The 22872-nt window shown below is 70.6% G+C and carries 19 protein-coding genes and 2 tRNA genes; 8 read left to right on the top strand and 13 right to left on the bottom strand.

All coding sequences use genetic code 11. The features are described 5' to 3' along the window. The first annotated feature begins 25 nt into the window (after positions 1-25). On the top strand, positions 26-868 hold the full coding sequence (locus JK364_RS09480) for a hypothetical protein (protein ID WP_201849568.1): 843 nt from the start codon (positions 26-28) through the stop codon (positions 866-868). A gap of 106 nt (positions 869-974) precedes the next feature. Here the strand turns inward: JK364_RS09480 and clpX are convergent, their stop codons facing one another. The 5 genes from clpX to JK364_RS09455 all read right to left on the bottom strand — a co-directional run bounded on the left by clpX (position 975) and on the right by JK364_RS09455 (position 5720). Then, positions 975-2261, bottom strand: a complete 1287-nt coding sequence (clpX, locus tag JK364_RS09475) for an ATP-dependent Clp protease ATP-binding subunit ClpX (protein ID WP_037945935.1) — start codon at positions 2259-2261, stop codon at positions 975-977. A 181-nt stretch (positions 2262-2442) separates the two neighbouring features. Further along, entirely contained in the window at positions 2443-3114 is a 672-nt protein-coding gene (locus tag JK364_RS09470) for an ATP-dependent Clp protease proteolytic subunit (RefSeq protein ID WP_201849566.1), read from the bottom strand. 46 nt (positions 3115-3160) lie between these two features. Next, positions 3161-3763 (bottom strand): ATP-dependent Clp protease proteolytic subunit, encoded by a 603-nt coding sequence (locus JK364_RS09465; RefSeq protein ID WP_198548849.1) that lies wholly within the window; start codon positions 3761-3763, stop codon positions 3161-3163. A 287-nt stretch (positions 3764-4050) separates the two neighbouring features. Next, complete coding sequence (gene tig, locus JK364_RS09460) at positions 4051-5487, bottom strand: trigger factor (protein WP_201849564.1); 1437 nt, start codon at positions 5485-5487, stop codon at positions 4051-4053. Positions 5488-5643: 156 nt separating this feature from the next. Continuing rightward, positions 5644-5720: transfer RNA gene (locus JK364_RS09455), tRNA-Pro, on the bottom strand. A 179-nt stretch (positions 5721-5899) separates the two neighbouring features. Between JK364_RS09455 and JK364_RS09450 the strand changes: the two genes are divergently transcribed. Further along, positions 5900-5973 (top strand) — tRNA-Gly (locus JK364_RS09450). A gap of 130 nt (positions 5974-6103) precedes the next feature. Here JK364_RS09450 and JK364_RS09445 read toward each other — a convergent pair. Further along, positions 6104-6298 (bottom strand): hypothetical protein, encoded by a 195-nt coding sequence (locus JK364_RS09445; RefSeq protein WP_201849562.1) that lies wholly within the window; start codon positions 6296-6298, stop codon positions 6104-6106. Positions 6299-6915: 617 nt separating this feature from the next. Here JK364_RS09445 and JK364_RS09440 point away from each other — a divergent pair. Continuing rightward, positions 6916-8094 carry an acyltransferase family protein gene (locus tag JK364_RS09440; RefSeq protein WP_201849560.1) on the top strand — a complete coding sequence of 393 codons (1179 nt, stop codon included), beginning with the start codon at positions 6916-6918 and terminating at the stop codon, positions 8092-8094. Positions 8095-8197: 103 nt separating this feature from the next. On the opposite strand, the gene JK364_RS09435 is transcribed toward JK364_RS09440, so the two are convergent. The 3 genes from JK364_RS09435 to JK364_RS09425 all read right to left on the bottom strand — a co-directional run bounded on the left by JK364_RS09435 (position 8198) and on the right by JK364_RS09425 (position 12983). Further along, positions 8198-10729, bottom strand: a complete 2532-nt coding sequence (locus JK364_RS09435) for an ABC transporter permease (RefSeq protein ID WP_201849559.1) — start codon at positions 10727-10729, stop codon at positions 8198-8200. Next, positions 10726-11544, bottom strand: coding sequence for an ABC transporter ATP-binding protein (locus tag JK364_RS09430; RefSeq protein WP_201849556.1), 819 nt, complete (start codon positions 11542-11544; stop codon positions 10726-10728). The genes JK364_RS09435 and JK364_RS09430 overlap by 4 nt, the downstream gene beginning before the upstream one ends. A 296-nt stretch (positions 11545-11840) precedes the next feature. Further along, a complete protein-coding gene (locus tag JK364_RS09425) occupies positions 11841-12983 on the bottom strand; it encodes a PP2C family protein-serine/threonine phosphatase (protein WP_201849554.1) in 1143 nt (380 codons plus the stop codon). Between the two features lie 128 nt (positions 12984-13111). Between JK364_RS09425 and JK364_RS09420 the strand changes: the two genes are divergently transcribed. Next, positions 13112-14344, top strand: a complete 1233-nt coding sequence (locus JK364_RS09420) for a GNAT family N-acetyltransferase (RefSeq protein ID WP_201849553.1) — start codon at positions 13112-13114, stop codon at positions 14342-14344. Between the two features lie 4 nt (positions 14345-14348). On the opposite strand, the gene JK364_RS09415 is transcribed toward JK364_RS09420, so the two are convergent. Next, the gene (locus JK364_RS09415; protein ID WP_201849551.1) at positions 14349-15158 is read right to left on the bottom strand and encodes an Fpg/Nei family DNA glycosylase; all 810 of its coding nucleotides are present in this window, start codon (positions 15156-15158) and stop codon (positions 14349-14351) included. Continuing rightward, the gene (locus JK364_RS09410; RefSeq protein ID WP_201849549.1) at positions 15158-15646 is read right to left on the bottom strand and encodes a ribose-5-phosphate isomerase; all 489 of its coding nucleotides are present in this window, start codon (positions 15644-15646) and stop codon (positions 15158-15160) included. Before JK364_RS09410 ends, JK364_RS09415 begins: the two co-directional genes overlap by 1 nt. Before the next feature lie 181 nt (positions 15647-15827). Here JK364_RS09410 and JK364_RS09405 point away from each other — a divergent pair, with 181 nt between their 5' ends. Beyond that, positions 15828-17300, top strand: a complete 1473-nt coding sequence (locus JK364_RS09405) for an amino acid permease (RefSeq protein ID WP_201849547.1) — start codon at positions 15828-15830, stop codon at positions 17298-17300. Between the two features lie 152 nt (positions 17301-17452). On the opposite strand, the gene JK364_RS09400 is transcribed toward JK364_RS09405, so the two are convergent. Both JK364_RS09400 and JK364_RS55175 read right to left on the bottom strand, forming a co-directional pair. Beyond that, positions 17453-18286 carry an alpha/beta hydrolase gene (locus JK364_RS09400; RefSeq protein ID WP_201849545.1) on the bottom strand — a complete coding sequence of 278 codons (834 nt, stop codon included), beginning with the start codon at positions 18284-18286 and terminating at the stop codon, positions 17453-17455. 128 nt (positions 18287-18414) lie between these two features. Further along, a complete protein-coding gene (locus tag JK364_RS55175) occupies positions 18415-19605 on the bottom strand; it encodes a DUF5937 family protein (protein ID WP_230991641.1) in 1191 nt (396 codons plus the stop codon). A gap of 113 nt (positions 19606-19718) precedes the next feature. Here JK364_RS55175 and JK364_RS55170 point away from each other — a divergent pair, with 113 nt between their 5' ends. The 3 genes from JK364_RS55170 to JK364_RS09380 are packed head-to-tail and all read left to right on the top strand — an operon-like array spanning position 19719 to position 22812. Continuing rightward, complete coding sequence (locus JK364_RS55170) at positions 19719-20732, top strand: Bug family tripartite tricarboxylate transporter substrate binding protein (protein ID WP_230991640.1); 1014 nt, start codon at positions 19719-19721, stop codon at positions 20730-20732. Continuing rightward, the gene (locus JK364_RS09385) at positions 20729-21295 is read left to right on the top strand and encodes a tripartite tricarboxylate transporter TctB family protein (protein WP_230991639.1); all 567 of its coding nucleotides are present in this window, start codon (positions 20729-20731) and stop codon (positions 21293-21295) included. The genes JK364_RS55170 and JK364_RS09385 overlap by 4 nt, the downstream gene beginning before the upstream one ends. A 2-nt stretch (positions 21296-21297) precedes the next feature. After that, positions 21298-22812 carry a tripartite tricarboxylate transporter permease gene (locus tag JK364_RS09380; RefSeq protein WP_201849541.1) on the top strand — a complete coding sequence of 505 codons (1515 nt, stop codon included), beginning with the start codon at positions 21298-21300 and terminating at the stop codon, positions 22810-22812. Positions 22813-22872 lie beyond the last annotated feature (60 nt).

Genomic DNA, 22872 nt, shown 5'->3' with positions numbered 1-22872 from the left:
GATCCGGAGGGGGACCCCCACAGCCATGAGCCACAACCAGCCACCGCCGCCGGGGCCCTACGGCGGCGGGCCCAGCCCGTACGGGGGCACCCAGCCCAATCCGTACGGCGGGGGGCAGCAGCAGCCCGCGGAGCCCAACCCGTACGCGCAGGCGCCGGGGTACGGCTATCCGCAGGCGCAGCCCCCGCAGGGCTACGGCTACCCGCAGCAGGCGGGTCCCTACGGCCAGCCGCCCTACCCCGCGCCGCCCGCGGCCGGCGGGGGCGGCAACCGCACCAAGATCATCGCGGTGACGGTGGCCGGGCTCGTGGTGGCGGGCGCGATCGTCACCGGCGCCGTGGTGCTGACCGGTGGCGACGACGACCCGAAGGCGATGAAGCTGGTCACCCCCAAGACGCTCGCCGACGGCAGCTACACGCTGGACAAGGGCACGGACGACCTCGACAACGAGGGCACCAGCGTGCAGGGCGGCATGCCCGAGGGCGCGACCTCGGTCCTGGCCCAGTACAAGCGGTCGGACGACGACAATTCGGGGCTCGCCTTCTCCGGGATGTACGGCGACATCAGCGACCCGGACACGGTCCGCGACGAGATGTTCAAGGGCTTCGCGGGCGGCGACGGCTCGCCCACGGTGGAGCGGAAGCGCAAGCGGTTCCAGCCGAAGGGCGCTGACGGCCCGTCGGTGGAGTGCGAGGTGGTCAAGCTCTACGACCGGATCTACGCCCCGGCCTGCGTCTGGGCCGAGGAGACGGACGCGGCGATGGTGCTCGACGTCAACGCGGAGAACACCTCGGTGTCCGACGCCGACATGGAGTCCTTCGCCAAGGTGACCGCGGGCATCTACCAGGACACCCGCAAGCCCGCCTGAACCGCCCGTAAAGCGGCCACAGGGCGCGTACGACACGAAGAGGGCCCCGGGAGACCGGGGCCCTCTTCGTACGCCCTCAGCGGGGCGGCCGCGCGTTCGGGTGCGGCTACGCGCTCTTCTCGTGCCGCTCGCCCGGCTCGGTGCCGCGGGTGCGGGGCACCAGCGTGGGGTTCACATTGGAGTGCACGACGTCCTCGGTGATGACGACGCGGGCCACATCCTTGCGGGACGGCACCTCGTACATCGCCGACATCAGCACCTCCTCGATGATCGCGCGCAGGCCCCGGGCCCCGGTGCCGCGCAGGATCGCCTGGTCGGCGATGGCCTCCAGGGCCGGGCGGTCGAAGTCCAGCTCCACCCCGTCGAGTTCGAACAGCCGCTGGTACTGCTTCACCAGGGCGTTCCGCGGCTCGACGAGGATCTGCAGCAGCGCCTCGCGGTCGAGGTTGTGGACGGAGGTGATGACCGGGAGACGGCCGATGAATTCCGGGATCATTCCGAACTTCACCAGGTCCTCGGGCATGACCTCCTGGAACTGGTCGCTCGCCTCGATCTCGCGCTTGGAGCGGATCGTGGCGCCGAATCCGATGCCCTTGGCGCCCGCCCGCGCCTCGATGATCTTCTCCAGACCGGCAAAGGCACCGCCCACGATGAACAGCACATTCGTGGTGTCGATCTGGATGAACTCCTGGTGCGGGTGTTTCCGGCCGCCCTGCGGCGGCACCGACGCCGTGGTCCCTTCCAGGATCTTCAGCAGCGCCTGCTGAACGCCCTCGCCGGACACATCGCGGGTGATCGAGGGGTTCTCGCTCTTGCGGGCCACCTTGTCGATCTCGTCGATGTAGATGATGCCCGTCTCGGCCTTCTTGACGTCGTAGTCGGCGGCCTGGATCAGCTTCAGGAGGATGTTCTCCACGTCCTCGCCGACATAGCCCGCCTCGGTGAGCGCGGTGGCGTCGGCGATGGCGAAGGGGACGTTGAGCATCCGGGCGAGGGTCTGCGCGAGCAGGGTCTTGCCGGAGCCGGTGGGGCCGAGCAGCAGGATGTTGGACTTGGCCAACTCGATGCCGTCGTCGCGGTTGTGGCCGCCGTTCTCGCCCGCCTGGACCCGCTTGTAGTGGTTGTAGACGGCGACCGAGAGGGCCTTCTTGGCGGCCTCCTGGCCGACCACATAGCCCTCGAGGAATTCATAGATCTCGCGCGGCTTGGGGAGTTCCTCCCAGCGCACTTCGGAGGTCTCGGCGAGCTCCTCCTCGATGATCTCGTTGCAGAGATCGATGCATTCATCGCAGATGTACACGCCCGGGCCCGCGATGAGCTTCTTCACCTGCTTCTGGCTCTTCCCGCAGAACGAGCACTTGAGCAGGTCGCCGCCGTCACCGATGCGTGCCACGAGGTGCTTCCCCTTCGCCTTGGATCCGCTTTGCTGCGCGGAACCGGGTGCTTGCGCTGCGCTTTCTGCTTCTTTCCCGATGGGCCGGGCCCCCAGCCCTCTACGACGGTACCTTGCCGGGCCCCCGGTTCGGGCCCCCCTTGGACCTACTCGGTCCAAGGGGGGTGTTTCCACCGAAGATTCAGCCGAGACCGACCGAGGTCTTACGGGTGGAGACGATCTGGTCGACAAGACCGTACGCCAGGGACTCCTCGGCCGTGAGGATCTTGTCCCGCTCGATGTCGTCGCGGATCTTCTCGATGGGCGTCGTGGAGTGCTTGGCCAGCATCTCCTCGAGCTGCGAGCGCATCCGGAGGATCTCGTTGGCCGCGATCTCCAGGTCGGAGACCTGGCCGCGCCCGGTCTCACTGTACGGCTGGTGGATCAGGATCCGGGCATTGGGCAGGGCCATCCGCTTGCCCGGCGTACCGGCGGCGAGCAGCACGGCCGCGGCGGACGCCGCCTGACCCATGCACACCGTCTGGATATCGGGCTTGACGAACTGCATCGTGTCGTAAATGGCGGTCAGCGCGGTGAACGAGCCACCGGGAGAGTTGATGTAGACCGAAATGTCACGGTCCGGGTCCATCGACTCCAGGCACAGCAGCTGCGCCATGACGTCGTTGGCCGAGGCGTCGTCGATCTGGACGCCCAGGAAGATCACGCGCTCTTCGAAGAGCTTGGCGTACGGGTCGTACTCGCGGATGCCCTGGGAGGTGCGCTCGACAAAACGCGGAACGACATAGCGGGATTCGGCCATCGGGCCGGTGTACAGGCCGCTGCCGGGGAAGTTGGTCATCTGGGTCTTCACCATCCTGTGGCGATCTGAGGGCTGGAGGTCGGCTACGGGACGGCGGGACTCAGGCCCCGGTGCCGCCCCCGCCCGGAACGCTGGAGGCGGACGTCATGACGTCGTCGACCAGGCCGTACGCCTTGGCCTCATCGGCGGAGAACCAGCGGTCGCGGTCGGAGTCACGGACGATCTGCTCAACCGTCTGACCGGTGTGGAAGGCGGTCAGCTCGGCCATGCGCTTCTTGGTGTGCAGCAGCCGCTCGGCATGGATCTTGATGTCCGAGGCGGAACCGGCCAGACCCGCGGAGGGCTGGTGGATCAGGATCTCGGCGTTGGGGAGTGCGAAGCGCTTGCCCGGGGTGCCCGCGCTCAGCAGGAACTGGCCCATCGAAGCGGCGAGGCCCATGGCGATGGTGACCACGTCGTTCTGGATGTACTGCATGGTGTCGTAGATCGCCATGCCCGCCGAGATCGAGCCGCCCGGGGAGTTGATGTAGAGGTAAATGTCCTTTTCCGGATCGGCGGCGAGCAGGAGCAGCTGAGCCGTGATCTTGTTGGCGATGTCGTCGTCGACCGGCTGGCCGAGGAAGATGATCCGCTCACCGAGCAGCCGGTTGTAGACCTGGTCGCCGAGGCCACCGACGGTCGGCTCGCCGGCGGCGGAAGGCATCGTATTCGTCACGTATCCACCTGCTCGTCTCTGACGGCTAACTGGCCGTCTCAGCGTCTTCTTCTGGGGTGTGGGGCCTGGCCGCCGATCTGCCGGCGGGCTCGCGAGACTCCCCTGCCCTCGTATCTACGGACCCTAACGCGCTGGTCGGCGGGCGCCATCCCGCATCAGGAACTGTTCGCTCTGAGCGCATGTCCCGGCGCCGGACCGGCGTCGCGGAACACGAACGGGCCCGGACGCGTGCAGACGTTCGGGCCCGTTCGTACGGGCTGTGGAGCGGACCGGGATCAGCTCTCGGTCTTGTCCTGCTTCTCCTCGGCCTCCGCGGGCGCCTCGGCGGCCTCCGCCTCGGCCGCGGCGGGCTCCTCGGCGGTCTCGGAGGTGGCCTCGACCGTCTCGCCGGTCTCGTCCTCCTCGTCGTCCAGGTCGACGGTCTCGCCCTTGTCGTCGACGACCTTGGCGGCCTCGACCACCACGGCCAGCGCCTTGCCGCGGGCGACCTCGCCGACGAGCATCGGCACCTGGCCGCCCTCGACGACGGCTTGGGCGAACTGGTCCGGGCTCATGCCGGAGGACTGCGCACGGCGCATGAGGTGCTCGGTGAGCTCCTCCTGGCCGACGGACAGCTGCTCCTTGTTGACCAGCTCGTCGAGGACGAACTGGGTCCGGATGCCCTTCTCGGCCTGCTCCTTGAGCTCGGCGTCGAACTCCTCGGCGGTCTTCTCCTGCATCTGCAGGTACGAGTCGAGGTTCATGCCCATCTGGGCGAGCTGGTGGTGCTCGAGGTTGTGCTTACGGGTGTTGATCTCCTCCTGGAGGAGCTTCTCCGGGATCGGCACCTCGACCAGCTCCAGCAGGGCGTCCAGCACCTTCTCCTGGGCCTGGGTGGCCTGCTCGAACTTCTTCGACCGCTCCAGGCGCTTACGGCTGTCGCCGCGCAGCTCCTCGAGGGTGTCGAACTCGCTGGCCAGCTGGGCGAAGTCATCGTCGAGCTCGGGCAGCTCACGGGCCTTGACCTCGGAGACCTTGACCGAGACCGCGGCCTCCTTGCCCTGGGCGGAGCCGCCCTTGAGCTCGGAGGTGAAGGTGGCCTCGCCGCCCGCCTCCAGGCCGGTCACGGCCTCGTCGATGCCGTCCAGCAGCTCGCCCGAGCCGATGGTGTAGGTGACGCCGGTGGCGACGCCGTCCTCCAGGACCTCGCCGTCGACCTTGGCCTCGAGGTCGATCACGACGATGTCGCCCTCGGCGGCGGCGCGCTCCACCGGGCTGGTGGTGGCGAAGCGCTCCCGCAGCTGCTCGACGGACTTGTCGAGGTCCTCGTCCGAGACCTCGACGGAGTCGACGGTGACCTCGATGCCGGAGTAGTCCGGGATCTCGATCGCCGGGCGGATGTCCACCTCGGCGGTGAAGGTCAGCAGCTCGTTGTCCTTGAGCTCGGTGATGTCGACCTCGGGCTGGCCGAGCGGGTTCAGCTCACCCTCATTGACCGCGTCGGTGTAGAACTTCGGGAGCGCCTCGTTGACGGCCTCTTCCAGCACGGCGCCACGACCGAACCGCTGGTCGATGATGCGGGCCGGGATCTTGCCCTTACGGAACCCAGGCACCGTGACCTGCTGGTTGATCTTCTTGTACGCCGCGTCGAGGCTGGGCTTGAGCTCCTCGAAGGGCACCTCGACAGTGAGCCGAACCCGGGTCGGGTTCAGGTTCTCCACGGCGCTCTTCACGGTTTCGGTCTCCTTGGGGGCTGACGTGTGGTGTTCAGCTGCGGTGCGCTGTCGCGTCGCAGCGGATTCGCGTCCGGTTAAAAAGACACAGACACGCAGCTTGCATAGTAACCGCAAGCATGACGGGCCCCACAACGCGATCTTGACGCCTGTGGATGGTCGGGGTGGCCGGATTCGAACCGACGACCTTCCGCTCCCAAAGCGGACGCGCTACCAAGCTGCGCCACACCCCGTCGGTGCGACACGTAGGGTACATGCCCGCGGACGCCCCGGCTGCCGGTTATTCGACTGGTGGGCAAGGGTGTGCGGGGAACGGTCGGGAACCGCTACGATGCATGCCGTGCCGCGATCCGGGCGATCATGCCTGGGCGGGGGTGTCCGGGAGACCGGTGCATCCGTGTACGCGGCGTGTGCGGGCGTAGCTCAATGGTAGAGCCCCAGTCTTCCAAACTGGCTACGCGGGTTCGATTCCCGTCGCCCGCTCCATAGCTTTCGGCCCGGCCCGGGGAGTGCCCCGAGCCGGGCCGTTCGCATTTGCGCACACTCGCGCGCCGAGGCATCCGCTCCCCGGGACGCGGGGGCGGATGCCTCGTGAGTCGATGCCAGGGGTCGGCGATCAGGGGTTGATGTCGGCGATGGCCTCGGCGGCCGAGTCGAGGAACTTCTGGATGTCCGGGGCGATATTGGACGAGGCGAGCAGGAACCCGAAGAGGATCGCGACCAGGGCCGGTCCCCACTTGAGCCGGCCATTGCGGATCATGAACACCAGGATGATGCCCACCAGCAGTACCAATGACAGGGAAATGGCCACAACATCCCACCCTCGGTCGCACACGTCTCACAGGCCCCGGAAGCACGCGACCCCGCACACCCCCGCAGCCACCATCGTGCCATCAACTCCCGCCGCTCAGCAGTGGGGTGGAGCGATAAACGGTCACATGTGCACACGGTGCCCACCCCTCCGGTACCCGTCCGGTAAGCGTTCATTCAAAGGGTTACGGGTGACACTCCCCACAACTCGGCGAGCCGCCCGACCGATAAATTCCGATCACCCCGGGATGACCTCGGGCGGGAATTCGGAATTCACTCGGCGGTCACTCGGCAGGGTGACAAAACATCAATGAATCAGACATTCCGCCAGAGCCTCCTGCGGGGCATATGCCCCAATTAAGTGGGATGAAAGCCATCAGAACGGACAGTCTGCGCCCGGATATCGAATGATCGCATCGCTTTGTCGACTCCTCGGTCGACATACCGGGGTCGACTATCGGCCGCGGCGTGAAGACTATGAACGGAAAGCAAACTGAACGAGGTTTTACGCAATACAGGTTTCGGCGCTATCGTGCCTCAGATGTTTCACGCTGCCATGACTCCCCCACGCGCAGTGAGGTCCCGGGTGGTCTCCCCCAGTTCCTGGTGGGAGGGCCTGTGACCAACTCCCTGCGCCCGCACGGTTATCAGCGGACCCCGCTCCCCCAGGAGGCGGCGCCCACTCCCCCCTCGCCGCGGGCCGAAGAACCAGGGCAGCAGGCGACCACCCCGCCCGCCGCCTCCCCCGCCGGGCAGCAGCCCAAACAGCGGGACGCGTTCTTCGACAACGCGAAGTACCTCGCGATCGTGCTGGTCGCGATGGCCCACTCCTGGGAGCCGCTCACCGACACCAGCCGCACCGCGGAAGCGCTGTACATGGTCGTGTACACCTTCCACATGCCGGCCTTCATCGTGATCTCCGGCTACTTCTCGCGCAGCTTCGACATGCGGCCGGACCGGCTCAAGCGCCTGATCACCGGCATCGCGGTGCCCTATGTGCTCTTCGAGGTCGCGTACACGCTGTTCAAGCGCTGGGCGGACGACGACCCGACGTACGACTTCAGCCTGCTGGACCCCTGGTACCTCACCTGGTTCCTGGTCTCGCTGTTCGTATGGCGGCTGACCACTCCGATCTGGAAGCTGGTGCGCTGGCCGATCCCGCTCGCGCTCGCCGTCGCCACGCTCGCGGCGGTCTCGCCCGACATCGGCGACGACCTGGACATGCAGCGGCTGCTGCAGTTCCTGCCGTTCTTCATCCTCGGCCTGTGCATGAAGCCCGAGCACTTCCAGATGATCCGCCGCCGCTCGGTGCGGATCGCGTCGGTGCCGATCTTCGCGTGTGCCTTCGTGTTCGCCTACTGGGCGGCCCCGCGGATGAGCTCGGCGTGGTTCTACCACCGCGACAGCGTCCAGGAGCTGGGTGCGCCGCCGTGGACCGGCCCGGTGATGACGCTCGCCCTCTTCGGCTGCTCGGTCGTGCTCGTCAGCTGCTTCTTCGCCTGGGTGCCGCGGCGCCACATGTGGTTCACGGTGCTGGGCGCCGGGACGCTGTACGGCTATCTGCTGCACGGCTTCCTGGCCAAGGGCTCCCGGTTCTGGGGCTGGTTCGACAAGTACGAGTGGCTGCACCAGCCGCTGGGAGAGATCGCGGTCACGATCATCGCCGCCACCGTGGTCACCGTGCTGTGCACGCCTCCCGTCCAGCGCGCCTTCCGCTTCGCCATGGAGCCGAAGATGGCCTGGGCCTTCCGTAAGGACCCCGCCGAACAGGCCCGCAGCCGTACGACGACGGGCTAGCGCGCCAACGGCCGCCACGACGCGAAGGGCTGGACCGCGGATCCCCACGGGCCAGCCCTTTCTCGGCTCATCCACGGCTCATCCACGGCTCAAGGCTTACGGCTCACGGCTTCGGCGTCGTGCGGCGCAGTGCCGCCCGGGCCGGGAGCGCCGTCGCCGCCAGGCCCAGTGCCACGGCGGTACCCGCGAAGCCCGCGTAGGTCAGCGGCGGGACGTACGGGTCCTCGCCGGTCAGGCCGCGCATCATCGGCACGAGCGTGGCCAGGGCGATCGCGGTGCCCAGGCCGATGCCCGCCGTGGCCACCAGCAGCGCCTCCCAGCGCACCATCCCGAGCACCTGCCGCCGGGTGGAGCCGATCAGCCGCAGCATGCCCAGCTCGCGGCGGCGGTCCAGCACGGTCATCACCAGAGTGTTGACGGCGGCGACGGCCGCGAAGCCGCCGAGGACGCCCGCCATGACGGTGTTGGCCCAGGCGTTCAGCTTCCGCTCCTCGTCCTGGGCCGCCGCATAGCCGTCCCGGTCGGTGACGTCCTCGCCGAGCCGCCTGCCGAGCGCGGCGGCGACGGCCTTACGGTCGGCGCCCTGGGCGTCCCGCACCAGCACATCGCTGTCGAACGACGACGTCACATGGCCGGACAGCGCCGTACGGGGGAGGGTGAGCTCGGCGATCCCCAGCCCGCGCCCGTAGATCGCGACCACGGTGGGCGAGATCGTCGTACCGTCCGGGAGGTGGAGGGCGAGCCGGTGGCCGACCCGGGCATGGGCCGCCTTCGCCAGCAGCCCGTCCACGGCCACCCGGCCCGGTCCCAGGGCGTCCAGGCGCCCCTTACGGACGTCGAGGTCCTGTACGGCCGCCAGGTCGCGGCCGCTCCCGGAGACACCCTGCGCCGACGCGGTCCGCAGCCAGCGGCCGTCGCCCGAGCCCACCGGGACCAGCACCCCGGTGCGCAGCAGCCCCACAGAGGCGGCCACGCCCCGTACGGAAGCGGCGCGGGCCGCCGTACCGGACGGCAGCCCCTCCGGGGCGGAGATCACCTGGTCGGCCACGATGCCCGCCCGCCGCTGGCGGGCGCCCGCGTGGTCCTCGCTGGTGTGCATGAAGACGAGGGTCGAGGCGAAGGCCATGGCCAGCACGATCGGGGTGATCGCCGAGGCCAGGCGGCGGGCGTTGGCCCGGCTGTTGGCCGAGGCCAGATGGGCCGGCGCCGGTCCGGCGCGCAGCGGCAGGCCGATCAGCCAGGCGCACAGGCGGGCGATGACCGGGCCGAGCAGCGCCACGGCGAGCATGAAGAGCATCACGACCCCGAGGGCGGCGTTGGCCGCGTCGTCGCCGGAGGCGGAGGCGGCGATGCCGGTCATGATGATGCCGCCGACCAGGGCCGCGACGCCGAGGACCGTACGGATCACACCGGGCCGCAGCCGCTCCACGGCCGCCTCGCCGAGCGCCCGCCCCGGCGGGATCCGCGCGGGGCGGCGGGCGGCCATCAGGCCCGCCAGGAGCGAGGTGAGGAGGCCCGCGCCGACGGCGACGAGGAGCGGGATCCAGGAGATGGCGAGCTCCACGGGGCCGGGGATGGCGCCCTTCTCCTCGAGCTGCCCGAACCACCAGCGGGCGAGCGCGCATCCGGGCAGCAGGCCGACCGCGCCCGCGAGCGGGGCGACCAGCAGCGCCTCGGCCGCGACCGAGCGGCGGATCTGGCGCGGGGTGGCGCCGATAGCCCGCAGCAGGGCCATCTCGCGGCCGCGCTGGCCGACGGAGAGGGCGACGGTGCCCGCGGTGGTGAAGACGGCCACGGCGGTCGCGATGCCGCCGAAGGAGCCGCCGAGCGCGATGAGCATCTCCTTGGCGTTCGCGAGTGAGGGCTCCTCGATGGCGCCGCGCCCGCCGCCGGTGTGCACACGAGGGGAGTGCGCCGCGCCCTTCACGGTCCGCTCCAGGTGTCCGGCCAGCCGGTCGGCGCCGATGCCGGTGCCCGGGCGGACGAGGACCGCGTCCACGGTGGTGGGGTGGCCGCTCAGCACACCGGCCCGGCGGTCGGTGAACCACGCCGTAAGGCCGTCACCGTCGGCGCCGCCCGCCTTACGGGTCACACCGGAGACCCGGAAGGTGTGGCGGCCGTCCGGCGCGGTCACCGTGATCCGGCCACCGACGCCGGTCCCCGCCGCACGGGCGGCCCCGGGGCTGAGCACGGCCTCGTCCTCGCGGGGCGCGGCCCCCGAGGCGAGCGCCACCCCCGTGAAGGGCGCCGAGCCCCAGCCGTGGCCGGTGAGCGCCCCGTGGGCGGTGCGCAGGGGGAAGGTCACGTCCGGGGCCGCGGCGGCGGCCCCGGGGGTGCGGGCGGCGGTGGCCACCAGGGAGGCGCCGAGCCGGGCCCGGTCGGGCACCTGCTCGGATTCGTCCGAGCGGCCGTCGCCGTGGCCGATGACGTAGTGCACCCGCTGGTCGGCGGCGATCACAACCGGGGCGCTCGCGTAGCGCTGCGGCGGTACGGAGGCCCGTAGCCCGGTCTCCAGCAGGATGCCGCACGCGGAGACGATCGCCGCGGCCATGGCCAGGGCCACGAAGGTGCCCGCGAAGGCGGACGGCTTGAAACGGACGGCGGCGCGGGCCAGTCCGTTGGTGAGCGGCCTCATCGGGCCCCCTCCGCGGACCGGGCGCCCGCGAGGGCCGGGGTGCGGGCGGTGAGGCGGGTCATCCGCTCGGCGATCTCGTGCGCCGGGGAGCGGAGAAGCCGGTCGGCGATCGCGCCGTCGGCGAGGAACAGCACGCGGTCGGCGTAGCTCGCGGCGACGGGGTCGTGGGTGACCATCACGACGGTCGCGCCCAGCGTGTCGACGGCCTGCCGCAGGAGGGTGAGCACCTCGGCGGCGGTGTTGGTGTCCAGGGCGCCGGTCGGCTCATCGGCGAAGACCACGTCGGGGCGGGTCACGAGGGCGCGGGCGATGGCCACCCGCTGCTGCTGGCCGCCGGAGAGCTCACCGGGCCGCCGCCTGGCCTGGTCCCCCAGGCCGACTTCGGCGAGCACCTCATGGGCCCGGTGGCGGTCGGGGCGGGCGCCCGCGAGCCGCATGGGGAGCAGCACGTTCTGCTCAACGGTCAGGGAGGGGAGGAGGTTGAAGGACTGGAAGACGAACCCGAGGCGGGCGCGGCGCAACGCGGTGAGCTTGTTCTCACTCATTCCCGTGATTTCGGTGCCGCCGAGTTTGACGGTCCCGGCGGTCGGCCGGTCGAGCCCGGCGGCGCACTGCAGGAATGTCGATTTGCCGCAGCCGGAGGGGCCCATGACGGCGGTGAAGCTGCCGTGCGGAAGGGCCAGGTCGATGCCGCGCAGGGCGTGGACGGCGGTGCGGCCCCGGCCGTAGCGGCGCTGGACGCCGTGGAGTTCGATGGCATGGGCGTGGTGCGGCGCCGGTGCCGACGGTGTCTGTCGCCGCTTGCGCAGCCCCATGGTGGTGACCCTTCCGAGGAGTTCGCCCGATTCCCCTCGAACGTACGGATCACGGCCCCTCGGCAGCCATGACGGCCACCGGCGTATCCGGGGTGGGGCTAACCCCCGCCGGGCGGGCCGGTCGGGCCTCAAGGCGCCGCGGGGCAGTCCGGCGCGGCCGTAAGGCGGCCGTACCGACTGCGGAGAGGCGCCCCTACCGGTTGGCCGCGAGGCGCCTCTGCAGGTGGGCCGCGAGGCGCCCCTACCGGCGGCCACGAAGCGCACGAAGCGCCCTTACTGGTGCCCGCGAGTCGCCCTTACTGGCGGCAGATCAGCAGCAGGACGCGGTCGTCGTTGACGTCCTTCGCGACCGTCTCGATCAGATGCCAGGCCGCGCCGTGGAAGCCGGAGCCGACATAGCGGTCCGCCTCGCCGGTGAGGCGGTCGATGCCCTCGCTGATGTCCCGGTCGGCGGTCTCCACGAGGCCGTCGGTGAAGAGCATCAGGACGTCGCCGGGCCGCAAGGTCCCCTTGGTGGGGTCGAACTGAGCACCGTCGTAGACGCCGAGCAGCGGGCCGTCGGCGGACTTCTCCTCCCACTTGCCGGTGCCCGCGCTCAGCTGGAGCGCGGGCAGATGTCCGGCGGAGAAGAGCTCGAAGTCGCCGCTGTCGAGGTCGAGGACGAGATGGATGGAGGTCGCGAAGCCCTCGTCCCAGTCCTGACGCAGGAGATAGCCGTTGGCGGCCGGGAGGAAGCCGTGCGGCGGCAGGGAGCCGAGGAGGCCGCCGAAGGCGCCGGAGAGCAGCAGGGCGCGCGAGGCGGCGTCCATGCCCTTGCCGGAGACGTCGGTGAGGACGACCTCGAGGGTGCGGCCGCCGCCGGTGCGGGCGGCCACGACGAAGTCGCCGGAGAAGGACTGTCCGCCGGCCGGGCGCAGCGCCATCTCGCGGTGCCAGCCGCGCGGCAGGTTGGGCAGCTTGCTCTGGACGCGGATGCGCTCGCGCAGGTCGAAGAGCATGGTGCCGCCGCGCCGCCACGGCACCCCGACGCGGCTGCGGAACTGGGCGATCAGCAGACCGAAGAAGCCGACGGCGGCGACGACCAGGATGGTGCCGGGGGTGACCCGGGAGGAGGCGTCCTCCTCGGTGTACGGGCCGAGCACGGCGGACTCCACGATCAGTGCCGTGGCGGCCGCCGCGTACAGGGCGAGCAGGCTGGCGGGGCGCAGCAGCAGCCCGCCCGCGACGATGGGCAGGACGAGGGCGGACGGGGAGCACCAGTCGGGCTGGGCGATGGTGCCTCCGGCGATGGCGGGGACGCCGAGGAGCAGCGCGGTCAGGGCGAGCCGGTCGGAGCCCTCACCCCGGAAGTAGTCCACTCCGGCTTTGCGCACGCCTGTGCGAGCCCGGTGCAGAACTCTGCGCATCCGGGCCCACGGAGTGTCCACGCCGCCAGTCATTGCATCGGGACCCTACCCACCCGTTCGGACGCGCGTCGATTCGTGGCGCGTTGAACCACCCAGCCAGGGGGGCAATCGTAAGCGAAATTCGTTCGCGTGTACGTGAAACGGCTGCTAGGGATGGGAATATGAGGACTGAGCTGCGTGTGCTCGACCCATCGGTTTGGGATGATTGGTACGGAAAACTGGTACTCGGATTCGGAGGAGTTCCCGAAGCGCCGGAGGAATCCGCGCTCTGGCGGGAGTTGACCGAATGCGAGCGCTCGATCGGCGCCTGGGACGGCGCCGACATCGTCGGCACGGCGGGGCTGTTCAGCTTCCGGCTGTCGGTCCCGGGCGGCGGGGTCGTACCGGCGGCCGGGGTCACGATGGTGAGCGTGCAGGCCACGCACCGGCGGCGCGGGGTGCTCCGGGCCATGATGCGGCGGCAGTTGGACGACATCCGCGCGGCGGGCGATGAGCCGCTGGCCGTTCTGACCGCGTCGGAACCGGACATCTACGGACGGTTCGGCTATGGCGCGGCCACGCAGAACGCCAACGCCGAGATCGACACCGCCCGGGTGCGGCTGACCGCCCCCGAAGGCGCCGACGACGTACGGCTGCGCGCCGTGCCCCTGGAGTCCGCCGTCGAGGCGTGCGAGGCCGTCTACGCCCGGCGGGTGCGCACCCGGCCGGGCATGCTGGAGCGGGCCCCCGGCTGGGAGCGGATGCCGCTGCTGGACCCGCCGGGCGACCGCGAGGGGGCGTCTCCGCTGCGCTGTGTGCTGGCCGAGTCGGGCGGCGAGGTCAGCGGCTACGCGCGGTTCGCGGTCAAGCCCGACTGGGATCTGGCCGGGCCGAAGGGCACGGTCGTCCTGCGCGACCTGGAGGCCCTGGACCCGGCGTCCTACGCGGCGCTGTGGCGCTTCCTCTTCGACCTCGACCTGACCTCGGTGATCCGGACCGGCCCCCGCCCGGTCGACGATCCCTGGCAGCTCATGGTCTCGGACATCCGGCGGTGCGCCGTAAGGCTGCGCGACTCGCTGTTCGTCCGCCTGGTGGACGTGGGGGCCGCGCTCGAGGCGCGGACGTACACGACGCCCGTGGAGACCGTCCTGGAGGTCACGGACCCCTTCTGCCCCTGGAACGAGGGGCGCTGGCGGCTGAGCGGCGACGCCAAGGGCGCCTCTTGCGAGCGCACGGACGACGCCCCCGATCTCCGGCTGGGCGCGCGGGACCTGGGAGCGGCGTATCTCGGCGGCGTCTCACTGACCGCGCTGGCGGGTGCGGGGCGCGTCCAGGAGGCCCGTCAGGGCGCCCTTACGGAGGCCACGACCGCGTTCGCGTCCCCGGTCGCCCCGTGGCTGCCCCACGGCTTCTGAGAGCTCAGGCTCTCTGGCAGTCAGGGCACCAGAAGAGATTGCGGGCGGCGAGATCGGCGGCGCGGATCTCGCCACCACAGATGTGGCAGGGCTGTCCGGCGCGCCGGTAGACATAGACCTCACCGCCGTGGTCGTCCACGCGCGGCGGGCGGCCCATCGCCTCGGGGGTGTGCTCGGGGCGGACCGTATCGATCCGGTTGTTCCGCACCCCCTCGCGCATCAGCGCCACCAGATCGGCCCATATGGCGTCCCATTCGGCGCGGGTCAGCGCACGGCCGGGCCGGTAGGGGTCGATCCCGTGCCGGAAGAGCACCTCGGCACGGTAGACGTTCCCGACCCCGGAGATCACCTTCTGGTCCATGAGCAGCCCGGCCACACTGACCCGGCTGCGGGAGATCCGGGCCCAGGCCCGCTCGCCGTCGTCCGCCGGGCGCAGCGGATCGGGGCCCAGCCGGTCGTGGATCACCTGCTTCTCGCCGTCGGTGATCAGCGCACAGGCGGTCGGGCCGCGCAGATCCGCGTATCCCTCGGGGTTGGCCAGCCGCAGCCGGACGGTGTCGGTGGGCGGCGGGGCGGGGGCCGGGCCGAAGGCGTACGTACCGAAGAGCCCCAGGTGGACATGGATCCAGCCGGTGGCCGCGAAGTCCAGGAAGAGGTGCTTGCCGTGCGCCTCGGCGTGGTGCAGCCGCCGGCCGTCGATCAGTCCGGCGCCGTCGGCGAACTTCCCCTGTGGGCTGGTGGCCCGGACGGGCCGGCCGCCGAAGGTCTCGAGGTGGTCGGCGGCCAGCCGGTGGATGGTGTGCCCTTCGGGCATCAGTCGCCTTGCGGATGGTGGGCCGGGATGGGCGGCAGCTCGCCGGTGGTCTCGTAACCCGTGAGCATCTCGATACGGCGGGTGTGCCGCTCCTCGCCCGAGTACGGGGTGTTCAGGAAAATCTCGACAAACTTGGTGGCCTCGTCCTGGGTGTGCATCCGGGCGCCGACGCTGATGACATTGGCGTTGTTGTGCTCACGGCCGAGGGCCGCGGTCTCCTCGCTCCAGGCCAGCGCCGCGCGCACCCCCTTGACCTTGTTCGCCGCGATCTGCTCACCATTGCCGGATCCGCCGATGACGATGCCGAGGCTCCGCGGGTCGGCGGCGGTCCGCTCCGCGGCGCGCAGGCAGAACGGCGGGTAGTCGTCCTGGGCGTCGTAGATGTGCGGGCCGCAGTCGACGGGCTCATGGCCGGCCGCCTTGAGCCACTCAACGAGGTGGTTCTTGAGTTCGAAACCGGCATGGTCGGAGCCGAGGTACACGCGCATGTACCGAGTGTGTCATGGCCGTGTGGCCCTCGCCGCCCAGGGTAGGCATCGCATAAATCCCTGTAATGCCAAAGAACCTCATGAAAACCTCAAGTAACAATCTGGATTCAAAGGTTCAACTGGCCGACCTCCTGAGATTCACTGGCGTCGCTCGTAACGCGAGAGCAAAGGAATCGAGCACATGAGCGCACAACCTGCGACCACGCCGGAGCAGCAGCGGCCCCCCGGCGACCCGGGCTCACCCGACGGCCTCAAGGCGGGACTCAAGAACCGCCATCTTTCGATGATCGCGATCGGCGGCGTGATCGGCGCCGGCCTCTTCGTCGGCTCCAGCGCCGGCATCGCCAAGGCCGGCCCGGGCATTCTCGTCTCGTATGCGCTGGTCGGCCTCATGGTCGTCTTCGTCATGCGGATGCTCGGCGAGATGTCCGCCGCCAATCCCACCTCCGGCTCCTTCTCCGCCTACGCCGACCGGGCGCTCGGCCGCTGGGCCGGTTTCTCCATCGGCTGGCTGTACTGGTTCTTCTGGGTCGTGGTGCTGGCGGTCGAGGCCACCGCCGGCGCCAAGATCCTGGAGGGCTGGTGGCCGGCCGTCCCGCAGTGGGGCTGGGCCCTGATCGTGATGGTGGTGCTCACCGCGACCAACCTGGTCTCGGTCGGCTCCTACGGTGAGTTCGAGTTCTGGTTCGCCGGGATCAAGGTCGTGGCGATCGCCGCGTTCATCGTGGTCGGCGGGCTCGCGGTGTTCGGGCTGCTGCCGCATTCGAACAACGAGGGCGCGGGCCTGGCCCACCTCACCGACCACGGCGGCTTCCTGCCGAACGGGCCGGGCGCCATCCTCACCGGTGTGCTGCTCGTGGTCTTCTCCTTCATGGGCAGCGAGATCGTCACCCTCGCGGCCGGTGAGTCCGAGAACCCGCAGCGGGCGGTCACCAAGGCCACCAACAGCGTGATCTGGCGTATCGCGGTCTTCTACCTGGGCTCGATCTTCGTCGTGGTCACCCTGCTGCCCTGGGACTCCAAGGCGATCGCCGACAAGGGCAGCTATGTCGCGGCGCTCGACTCGGTCGGCATACCGCACGCCGGTGACATCATGAACGTGATCGTGCTGACCGCCGTGCTCTCGTGTCTGAACTCCGGCCTCTACACCGCCTCCCGCATGGCCTTCTCGCTCGGCCAGCGCGGCGACGCCCCGGCCGCCTTCGCCCGCACCAACGCCCGCGGTGTGCCGGCGGCCGCGATCCTCGGCTCGGTCGTCTTCGGCTTCGTCGCGGTGTGGTTCAACTACCAGTGGCCGGACACCGTCTTCACCTTCCTGCTGAACTCCTCGGGCGCGGTCGCGCTCTTCGTATGGCTGGTGATCTGCTTCAGCCAGCTGCGGATGCGCGGGATGATCCTGCGCGAGAACCCCGAGAAGCTGATCGTCCGGATGTGGCTCTTCCCGTATCTGACCTGGGCGACGATCGCGATGATCTCGTTCGTCTTGGTCTATATGCTCACCGACAAGGACGGGCGCGAGCAGGTGATCCTCTCCGCGCTGGTGGCCGTGCTCGTGGTGGCCCTCGCCCTGGTAAAGGACCGCCTCACCGCCGGCCGCTCCACCGCCCCGGCCGCCTCCTCGGACCCCGCCCCCAAGGAGCGGGCGGCCCCGTAGGAACGCGCTCCGCTGATTCTGATTCCCCTGTGCCCCTGGGTGGCGGCCGATGTATCGCCGCCCGGGGGCACAGCCATGTCTGTGGGCGCATGGGCCCACAGGCCCATGGGTCCACAGGGCCACAGGGCCACAGGGCCACAGGGCCACAGGGCTCAGACGACGCGCGGAAGGACCCGCTCCGCGAAGCGCCGGACCGCGTCCAGCACCCCCATCCCCCGGTGCCCGACCCCGGGCACGATGTCGAGGGTGACGTCGATGCCCAGCTCGGTGTAGTTGTCCCGCAGCGCGGTGATGCGCTCCACGCGGGTGTGGCCGACGGCGTCGGCGCCGTCCATCCAGTTGGAGTCGCCGGGGTTGTTGATCTCCCAGGTCTCGGTGTCCTCCGCCCCGACCACCATGTGCACGGGCACCTTACGGATGTCGTCCAGCCGCAGCGGGGCCCCGAAGCGCTGCTCGAACCCCTTCGTGCCCAGCCACCACTCGCGGTCCGGGTCGATCAGCGTGACCCGGCCGGGCGCGCCGATGGACACTCCGCACAGCCGGTCGGGGTGCAGATACAGGAAGCGGTGCGCGAACTGCCCGCCGCCCGAGAAGCCCTGGAGCAGAAAGCGCTCGGTGTCGATGTGGAACCGCTCCCCCGCCTCGGCCACGATCTCGAGCAGCCGCTCGTCGTAGCGGATCCCGCGGTACTCGATGAACTTGAAGTTGTGCAGGTCCTCCGGGTCGTCGATGCCCGCCGGGAACATCGGGGTGAGCACGACACAGCCGTGCCGCTCGGAGAACTCGGCCATCGCGTCCCGGTACTGGGACGCGGTGCGCCCGGTGCCGTGCTGGATCACCATGAGCGGCAGCGGGGTGTCGGTGGTCTCGTGGACGGACGGGATGTGCAGGCCGTACGAGAACCGCTGGTCGTGCCGGGAGGCGAACCAGGTGGTGGAGCCGGTGCGGTAGAACGCCTTGGTGGTCTTGACGCGGGGGGTGGTCACGTATCGCTTCCTTCTGCCGTCGCGGGTGCCGCCACGATCCGCAACGGTCGGCGCGCGCTCAAGATGATTGCCGCCTGAGCGTCAATACCTCCGCCGATACTTCCGTCTCATGCCTCCGCCGGTATGTCTCAGCGGTGCAGCGCGGAGAGCAGGTCGACGCCGAGATTGCGCACCGCCGCCTCGTCCAGCTGGTAGTGCACCCGCGCCCCCTCCCGGTGGGTGTGCACCATTCCGGCCTCCCGCAGCTTGCGCAGATGCCGCGACATCTGCGGCGGTGTCATCTCGAACTGGGTGGCCAGCTCCGTCGTCGTCATCGACTGCCGCAGCAGCGCCCGGCACATCCGGATGCGCAGTGGCTCGTCCAGCGCCCGCAGCCCGCGCATCACCACGTCCAGGGCGGTCGGCTCCGCACCCGCCCTGTCGCGTACCGGGTACTGCACCACGACCGGGTAGCCGGGGTAATGCTTGATCGCGAGATGCGGGTTGATGTGCAGCGACGGCACCAGCAGACAGGGGCTGTCGGTGAGGCTGGCCCGCGCGTTGTAGAGCTTGTCGAAGACCACCCGGGGCGGGTCCTGCTCCATGCGGGCGGTGGGGAATCCGGCCAGCACCGCCGCCCCGTAGCGGGAGTGCTCATGGGAGCGGACCCGGGCGTCGGCCTCCAGGGTGGGGCGCAGCCGCGTCCACTCCGCCTCGAAGACCTCCTCGGCCACGGCGGACAGGAAGGCGAGGAGGCCGTCCCGGAAACCGGCCGGATCGGCCAGCAGCCGCAGCCCCAGGGCGAACCGGCGCTCGGAGAGCTGCCGCAGCCGGGCCAGGAAGCGCTCCGGCGCGCGGCCACCGCGCCGGGCCCCGGACCCCGGCCCGTGGCTGGCGCCCGAGCCATGACCGGAACTCAGGCCATGGCCAGAACCCGGACCATGGCCGGAACCCGGACCATGCAAAGACCCCGGGCCGTGCCCGGACCCCGGGCCGTGGCCGTTCTTGCCGACGAGCGCCTGCTCGGTCATGGTCGTGAACGTCTCCTCGTCCAGCCGCGCGATCTCCGCCAGCTCCTCCTCCAGCTCGCGTTCCGGGCCCGGGGTGAGGGGCAGCAGATAGCGGGCGCGGAAGGCGCCCCACAGCGGCGCCCACTCGCCGGCCCGCTCCAGCAGCCGCTCGTCCGCGCCCTGAAGGACCGCGCCCACCCAGCGCCTGCTGGCCGGATGGTGGCGTGGCCCGTCCAGCGCGTGCAGACAGGCGCACAGCTCGGCGAGCGGGGACAGACGGGTGCTGATGCGGTGCTCCGGGGCGGACCCCAGCTCGATCACGACGGGCATCCGGGCAGCGTCGGCCATTGACGCCTTCGAGTCAATCGTCTTGTACGGGCCGCCGACGGAGGCGCAAGCTCCAGCCCACTTCGGCTTCCCCTCCCTCGCCTGGAGCGTCCCCAATGCCCCCTCTCCTCAGGAACGGCCCTCGTCTGGCAGTGGTGGTCGCCCTCGTGGCCACGGTGAGCAGTGCGTGCACCATCGGTTCGCTGGACGACTCGGGCGCCGTCGCCGACTACCCGTCCCGGGGGCTTTCGATCCTCGCTCCCGGGAGCGTCGGCGGCGGCTGGGACTCGCGGGCGCGCGGCATCGGCTCCGCGCTCACCAGCTGCGAGATCATCGACGAGGACGTCACGGTCACCAACGCCCCGGGCGCGGGCGGCACCATCGGGCTCGCCCGGATGGCGGGACGGGAAGGCGATCCGTACCAGCTGATGACCATGGACACGGTGACCATGATCGGCGGCGCCATCCAGAACCACTCCCCCGTGAAGCTGTCCGAGCTCACCCCCGTGGCGGGGCTCACGGTCAGCACCTCCGCGATCGTGGTGCCCGCCCGCTCTCCCTTCCACGACCTGCGCTCGGTGCTGGCCGCCATGCGGAAGGACCCCAAGCGGACGTCCTGGGTGGGCGGTTCGCTGGGCGGCCCGGATCACATCATGGTGGCCGGCCTGGCCAAGGCCGAGGGCGTCTCGGCGCGCAAGGTCACGTATGTGCCCACCGGTGGCGGCGGGGAGGTGCTCAATCTGCTGCTGAGCGGGGCCTCGAAGGTCGGCATCTCCACGCTGACGGAGCTCCGGCCGCAGATCGAGGCCGGGAAGCTGCGGGTCCTCGCGGTCAGCGGCGACAAGGCTCCCGAGGGCATCGACGCTCCCACCCTCGGCGCACTCGGCTACGGGGACGAGTCCGTGGTGAGCGTCGGCGGGGTCATGGCCCCGCCCGGGCTGAACGACGACGAACAGCGGGCGATCGTGAGGGTGGTGGACCGGATGCGCCGGACTTCGTGCTGGAAGCGGGCGTTGCGGCAGAACGACTGGAAGGACGTGTGGGTGCCGGGGAAGAAGTACGGCGCCCTCATCGACAAACAGCAGCGCCAGGTCGGCCAGGCGCTCACGGCCGTGGGACTCGGCTCATGAGCGCGCGGGACGAGGCGGTGAGCACGAGGGACGCCACGGCGAACCCGGCGGACGATGCCGCGGACAGCGCGGCGGCCCCGCCCGACGAGCGGCCCTGGAGCCCCCGGATAGCCGCGCTGCTCTTCCTCGCGGCGGGCGTGGCCGTGCTGGGCTGGGCCTTCGCCATCCCCGAGGGGGCCATCGACCAGGACGTGGGCCCCCGGGCGTTCCCCCTGCTGGTCGGCGTGGGGCTGTGCGTGTCGGCTTCGGTCGCCGTCGTCCAGGCGTTCCGCGGCAGCGACCCGGCGCTGGCCGAGCAGGCGCGCGAGGAGGCCCGGCTGACCGAGTGGCGCCCGGTGGCGGCCCTGCTGGCGCTGCTGGTCGGCTATCTGTTCGCGCTCGCCCCCTGCGGCTACTGGCAGTCGACCGCCGTGCTCTTCACGCTGGTCGCGCGGGTGCTCGGCAGCCGCCGGATCCTCCGTGACGCCCTGATCGGCCTGGTGCTCGCGCTGGCCGTGTACTTCCTCTTCGACCGTCTGCTGGGCATCCACCTGCCGCCCGGCATCGTCCGATTGGCGTTCTGACCATGGATGTCCTCAACGACCTCATGGGCGGTTTCGGCAGCGCGTTCAGCCCCCTGCACCTGCTGCTGGCGTTCGCGGGCTGCACGCTCGGCTCGCTGGTCGGCGTGCTGCCCGGCCTGGGCCCCGCCACCACGGTGGCGCTGCTCCTCCCGCTCACCTTCGTCTTCGACCCCACCGGCGCGCTGGTGCTCTTCGCGGGCATCTACTACGGCGGGATGTACGGCGGCTCCACCACGGCCATCCTGCTGAACGTGCCCGGAGAGACGGCGTCGGTCCCCACCACCCTGGAGGGCCATCCGATGGCCCGCTCCGGGCGCGCCGGGGCCGCGCTCGCCACGGCCGCCATCGGCTCGTTCGTGGCGGGCACGATCTCCACCGTGGGAATCACCTTCGCGGGCCCGGCCATGGCGCAGATCGCGGAGAAGATCCAGCCCGCGGAGTACTTCGCGGTGATGGTCCTCGCCTTCGCCACGGTCACCGCAGTCGTGGCCGACGCCCCCGCGCGCGGGCTGTGCAGCCTGTTCCTGGGCCTGGCCATCGGGCTCGTCGGCATCGACAGCCTGACCGGCCAGGCGCGCTACACCTTCGGAGTGCCGGAGCTGTACGACGGCGTGCAGATCGTGGCCGTCGCCGTCGGCCTCTTCGCGATCGGGGAGGCGTTCTACACCGCGGCCCGGATGCGACGGGCGCCCGAGGAGCAGATGCTCCCGGTGGGCAGCAGGATCGGGATGAGCCCGGAGGACTGGCGGCGGTCCTGGAAGCCGTGGCTGCGGGGTACGGCGATCGGGCTGCCGATCGGCGCCCTGCCCGCGGGCGGCGCGGAGATCCCCACGTTCCTCAGCTACAACGTGGAGAAGCGGCTGTCCCGGCACAAGAAGGAGTTCGGCAAGGGCGCCATCGAGGGCGTGGCCGGCCCCGAGGCCGCCAACAACGCCGCGTTCTCCGGGGTGCTGATGCCCCTGCTGACGCTGGGCATCCCCACCTCGGCGACGGCCGGTGTGCTGCTGATCGCGTTCCAGATGTACAACGTGCAGCCCGGCCCCCAGCTGTTCGAGACCCAGTCGGCGCTGGTCTGGACGCTGATCGCCAGCCTCTACATCGGCAATGTGATGCTGCTCGTGCTCAACCTGCCGCTGATCCCGCTGTGGGTGAAGCTCCTCCGCTTGCCCCGCCCCCTGCTCACCGCGGGCATCCTGGTCTTCGCCGCCCTTGGGGTGTACGCCCTGTCCCAGAACGCGGTCGACCTCGGCATCGCGGTGCTCTTCGGCCTCCTGGGCTTCGGCATGCGCCGCACCGGCTATCCCGTCGCCCCACTGATCCTGGGCGCCGTACTGGGCCCGATGGCGGAAACCCAGTTCCGCCGCGCGATGGCCTTCAGCGAGGGCGACTGGACGATCTTCTTCACCCGTCCGCTCTCCGCCGCGATCCTGTGTCTGTCCCTGATCGCCCTGGCCGGCCCGATGGCCGCCCGCGCACTGCGCCGGAACCGGGGACGCGAGCCGGAACCGGCGGGCTGACCACCGCGAGCCCCGCCGGGCCCCCGCGCGAGCCATCCGCGCGGGGGCCCTTTGCGAAGC

The sequence above is a fragment of the Streptomyces endocoffeicus genome (genome assembly GCF_016741935.1).
GTDB classification, from domain to species: Bacteria; Actinomycetota; Actinomycetes; order Streptomycetales; family Streptomycetaceae; genus Streptomyces; species Streptomyces endocoffeicus.
The sequence above is the reverse complement of the archived record's forward strand: the minus strand, read 5'-3'. Positions and strand labels throughout refer to the sequence as shown.

What these genes read in the sequence shown, in the direction of transcription:
- JK364_RS09480 (WP_201849568.1), top strand. Translation starts at nt 26, where the DNA reads ATGAGCCACAACCAGCCACCGCCGCCGGGGCCCTACGGCGGCGGGCCC.
- JK364_RS09470 (WP_201849566.1), bottom strand. Translation starts at nt 3,114, where the DNA reads ATGGTGAAGACCCAGATGACCAACTTCCCCGGCAGCGGCCTGTACACC.
- JK364_RS09465 (WP_198548849.1), bottom strand. Translation starts at nt 3,763, where the DNA reads ATGCCTTCCGCCGCCGGCGAGCCGACCGTCGGTGGCCTCGGCGACCAG.
- JK364_RS09435 (WP_201849559.1), bottom strand. Translation starts at nt 10,729, where the DNA reads ATGAGGCCGCTCACCAACGGACTGGCCCGCGCCGCCGTCCGTTTCAAG.
- JK364_RS09430 (WP_201849556.1), bottom strand. Translation starts at nt 11,544, where the DNA reads ATGGGGCTGCGCAAGCGGCGACAGACACCGTCGGCACCGGCGCCGCAC.
- JK364_RS09425 (WP_201849554.1), bottom strand. Translation starts at nt 12,983, where the DNA reads ATGACTGGCGGCGTGGACACTCCGTGGGCCCGGATGCGCAGAGTTCTG.
- JK364_RS09420 (WP_201849553.1), top strand. Translation starts at nt 13,112, where the DNA reads ATGAGGACTGAGCTGCGTGTGCTCGACCCATCGGTTTGGGATGATTGG.
- JK364_RS09415 (WP_201849551.1), bottom strand. Translation starts at nt 15,158, where the DNA reads ATGCCCGAAGGGCACACCATCCACCGGCTGGCCGCCGACCACCTCGAG.
- JK364_RS09410 (WP_201849549.1), bottom strand. Translation starts at nt 15,646, where the DNA reads ATGCGCGTGTACCTCGGCTCCGACCATGCCGGTTTCGAACTCAAGAAC.
- JK364_RS09405 (WP_201849547.1), top strand. Translation starts at nt 15,828, where the DNA reads ATGAGCGCACAACCTGCGACCACGCCGGAGCAGCAGCGGCCCCCCGGC.
- JK364_RS55175 (WP_230991641.1), bottom strand. Translation starts at nt 19,605, where the DNA reads ATGCCCGTCGTGATCGAGCTGGGGTCCGCCCCGGAGCACCGCATCAGC.
- JK364_RS55170 (WP_230991640.1), top strand. Translation starts at nt 19,719, where the DNA reads ATGCCCCCTCTCCTCAGGAACGGCCCTCGTCTGGCAGTGGTGGTCGCC.
- JK364_RS09385 (WP_230991639.1), top strand. Translation starts at nt 20,729, where the DNA reads ATGAGCGCGCGGGACGAGGCGGTGAGCACGAGGGACGCCACGGCGAAC.
- JK364_RS09380 (WP_201849541.1), top strand. Translation starts at nt 21,298, where the DNA reads ATGGATGTCCTCAACGACCTCATGGGCGGTTTCGGCAGCGCGTTCAGC.